Genomic DNA, 4,238 nt, shown 5'->3' on the forward strand with positions numbered 1-4,238 from the left:
CGAGATGCAGTTACTCCTCGCGGTCTGGACCGGCGCCTGCCCCACCTGTCACCGCGACATACCCACGGCGATACCAACCTGACCAAGCCCTACTACGACCTGGCCCGCGATTGGTCGGGGGTGGGGCCGTGTCGTGACGGGGGGCCGCGCGGGTTCTTCATGGCGATGTGCTCGGGCGGCGCCGGGTGTTCCTGCTCGGAATGCTCTGTTTCACGTCCAACCGAGCTTGCGACCAGGGCGGAGTTGAGTTCACGCCTGCGGGCGTAGATGAGCCATGAGACATGCTCGACCAGCTCGTGTGGGACGTCGAGCATGGAAGGATACGGAACCAACGAAGCCCCCGGCCGATGGTCGTGTTGAGTGAGATCACCACAACCAACGACGAGGCTTCGCCTCGTCCCCCTGGCCAGCCCTTATAGCCCTTCAGAGGCACGATGAAGAGGATCACTACGCCGAATCCCTCATTCCCGCTCATTCCCGCCGGTCGCTGGCCGGGGACCGGCTGAACGATGGAATTGTCGTCCCCTTGCCTCTCCACCGTAAGGCGGAGGGATCTGATTCTCCGGTGACGGCACGCTTGCTCTTATGAGTACCAGCAAAAACCGGCCGGGAAATCTGCCATCCCGACTTACCACGTTCGTTGGCCGTCGACGCGAACTGCGTGCGATCAAAGAATCCATGGGAAATTCCCGGTTGGTCACCCTCATGGGACCCGGCGGGGTAGGGAAGAGCCGCCTGGCGCTGCGTGCAGCTGAGGAAACTTCTCGCGCTTTCCCGGACGGCACATGGTGGGTCGAACTCGCCGGAATATCGGATCATCGTCTCGTCGCGTCGACAGTAAACGATGCCGTCGGTATCCACGATCTTTCTGATGCGCGCCCCGTTGATGTCCTTATCGAGCATCTGCGCAACGCCAGGGCATTGATCGTTCTCGACAATTGTGAGCACGTGCTGTCGGGGTGCCATGAAGTAATCTCCGCCACGCTCGCGGCTTGCCCGGAATTGCGTATCCTGGCGACCAGTCGCCATTACCTGGGCGTCGAGGGTGAAACCATTCGCGTGGTCGATCCTCTGCCGCTTCCTCCCGACAATGAAAGGCTCCCGGACAGCCCGGACGCCTATCCAGCTGTCCAGCTCTTCCAGGACCGCGCCAGCGCGGTCCTGCCAGGATTCACAGCAAACAAGGACAATATGGCTGCGGTATCGGCCGTGTGCAGGAAAGCGGAGGGAATACCGCTTGCCATTGAGCTTGCGGCCGTCAGGCTCCGCTCACTGAGCATCACCCAGCTGCTCGACGGAATGGAGGACCGATTCCGTCTCCTCAGCAAGGGCTACACCACCGCACCGAAACGCCAGAGTTCCCTGCAGACAGTGATCGACTGGAGTTACGAGCTCTGCTCTGATGCGGAACGCTCACTGTGGCGGCGTAGTTCAGTCTTTGCCGACGGATTCGATCTGAAGGCAGCGTATGCCGTGTGCGCCGATCCTGGCATGACGCCCATGGACATGGCCGATCTCATCGAAGGACTGATCGACAAGTCCCTCCTGCAAAGGGAGAACCACAGCGGCCATGTGCGCTACCGGATGCTGGAGACACTACGCGACTACGGGCGCGAGCGACTGGCACCTGCCTCCCTCTCACGCTTGCAGGCTCGCCACCGCATCTGGTGCCGGGATCTGGTCGGGCAAGCCGCAAAAAACTTCTTCGGTGCAGAGCAGCTGGCATGGGGGGAGCGTCTCCTGCTCGAGCACGCCAACCTGCGTACCGCCCTGGCCTCCTGTCTCAGCAGCTCAGACGCTGGCACAGTCGGACTGAGTATAGCGGCCGAACTGCGCTTTTATTGGTTCACCTCCGCCCTGCTGGCCGAAGGTCGCCAGTGGCTGCGTCTTCTTCTCAATCTGGCCCGCGTTCCCACCCCGACTCGGGTAGCTGCCCTGGAGGTCGCTGGCTACCTGGCTATTCTGCAGGGAGAGCCGACAACCGGTAACCGGCTTCTTGACGAGGGAAGGCAAATGGCGGTCAGACTGGATGACCGCGCCGGTCTGTCCAAGATCGCTTATGCTCAGGGGCTGGCGAGAATGCTTATGGGCCGGTCGGACGAAGCAACCCTCCTTTTCCGTGAGTGCCTCAGGCTCCACCGCGAGGAAAACCAGCCACCGTCGGCCATTGAGGCTCTAACGTACTTCCACCTGACGGTACTCTCATGCGCCACTAACGATATACAGCATGCCCTCGCATGGTGCAGCCGAGGAATCGAAATTAGTGAAAGTGCCGGCGAAACATGGTGCCGCGCTTTCGGGCTCTGGGCCAGGGGAATCATCGCATGCTGCCGCGGAGAACTCGAACAGGCCATCCGTGACGAATGCCATAGCCTGGACCTCAACCAGATGGTCGGCGATAAGGTTCACGGAGCACACGCAATCGAAGCACTTGCCTGGGTCGCTACGGCGGAAGGCGCACATGAACGAGCCGCCATGCTACTGGGCGGTCTGGACACGGCATGGAAAGACCTGGGTACGAGTCTGTTCAGTCACGTCACTCCCTGGCATGAGAAGTGCGAACGAGAAAGCCGTCAGGCACTAGGATCATCTGCCTATGAAAGAGTATTCAGGAAAGGCACAGAAATACCGTTCGAAGACCTGGTCGGACTCGCTTTCCGGGTGGATGCCGATCGCTCTGATGAGTCAGCCCCGGTCTGCCTTCCCCCGGACGGCGAGCCGCTTACCCGACGCGAACAGGAGGTAGCATCCCTGATCGCTCAGGGCATGGGAAACCGCGAGATAGCCAGTACCCTGGTGATCTCTGAGCGCACTGCGGAAACTCACGTCTCCCACATACTTGCAAAACTCAACTGTGCCCGGCGCAGTGAGATCGCAGTGTGGGCACAACGGCAAGAAGAGAGGCAGGCAGCAGACAATACGTGAAAAATCACCCCGCCAAACAGGTGAATATCCTGCGGGCAGAGCCCCTGGGCTGTTGAGTAAGGTGTCGAAGCTCAACTCTTCAGCCTCGGGGCTCTGTTGGTTCCCTATCGAGCCGTACTCGATGTCCGCATGCACTCGTGGAGTGGGTCATGATGCTGATCGTCACGTGGGGTGGGCGCGTGGCGTTCGTCCTGGAGCCTTGTCCATTTGGGAAGTAGCCGCGGACGATGTGCGGCTGGCGCTGGTGGCGGTGGGGGAAGCGTCGGGTCTCTTCCGCGAGATCGTCCACGTTGCGGGCGCGGGCGGTGTGGACATGAGAGTCTGCCGTGACCCGACATTCTCATTGAAGAGCCTCGCTCGCCTGGATGACAATTTGTTCTCGCGGCAATCCGATTTTCCCGGGGAGCTGGATCCGGTCTTTTGGCGAGATAAATTAATGGTTCGAAAACTGTCCCCCGACGTGTATGGGAGAAGGGCTTACTCGAGCAGCCCGCGACGCATCGCCTCGGCAACTGCTGCAGCCCTGTCGGAAACTCCGAGTTTTTCGTAGAGCCGCTGGGTGTGCGTTTTCACCGTGCTTGCTCCGATATATAGTTCGGCAGCGATTTGCGGGATGCTGAGTCCTCGCGCAAACGATTGTAGGACCTGACGCTCACGTTCAGTCAGAATCGGTTCGGTATGGTCGGCACGTGTGCGGATCTCGCCTGCCAGCTCTGCAGCAAGCTCAGACGGAATAACCGTCCGGCCTTTTGCCACTTTCAATACCGCATCCACGATTTCGGATCGTTTGGCATCCTTGGGAAGGTATCCCGCCGCGCCCTCCTGGACGGCCTGGAAGACAACGGAACTATCAGTGAACGCCGATAGGATAAGGACACGGGTGCTGAGTTTATCGCGGGTCACCGCGTGAACCACCGCGACACCATCCAGTCCCGGCAGTCGATAGTCCACGACGGCGACCTGAGGACTCTCGCTGCGGATGAGCGCCAGCGCGTCCGTACCGTTGTCTGCCTCGGCCACCACCTCGATAAGACCGCTCAGAGTCAGGCCACGTGCGATGCCCTCCCGGTAAATAGGGTGATCGTCGGCCACTATCACTCGCACGCGGGCACTGGGTTCGTTCATCAGGGAACACCACCCTTCACAGGCACTGCGTACCACCAGCATCCGCCATCTGCCCGGACGGCACACATCGAGTCCCTATCTGACCCGGTCTAACCTCGATCTTTCTTGACGGTCTGCCGACGGAGTCGGCAGACCGTCGTGCGTTCTGTGGCTGGCGAGGGCAGCGCGGAGGCCCGACTGTCGTGTCG

The 4,238-nt window shown here is 60.7% G+C and carries 2 protein-coding genes; one reads left to right on the forward strand and one right to left on the reverse strand.

Translation table 11 applies throughout. The features are described from left to right. The first annotated feature begins 585 nt into the window (after positions 1–585). Positions 586–2,925, forward strand: a complete 2,340-nt coding sequence (locus AC0699_RS39405; protein ID WP_478671403.1) for an ATP-binding protein — start codon at positions 586–588, stop codon at positions 2,923–2,925. A gap of 477 nt (positions 2,926–3,402) precedes the next feature. Here AC0699_RS39405 and AC0699_RS39410 read toward each other — a convergent pair whose 3' ends face one another. Continuing rightward, entirely contained in the window at positions 3,403–4,050 is a 648-nt protein-coding gene (locus tag AC0699_RS39410; RefSeq protein ID WP_478671415.1) for a response regulator transcription factor, read from the reverse strand. Positions 4,051–4,238 lie beyond the last annotated feature (188 nt).

Source organism: Streptomyces sp. NPDC043870 (assembly GCF_056435785.1).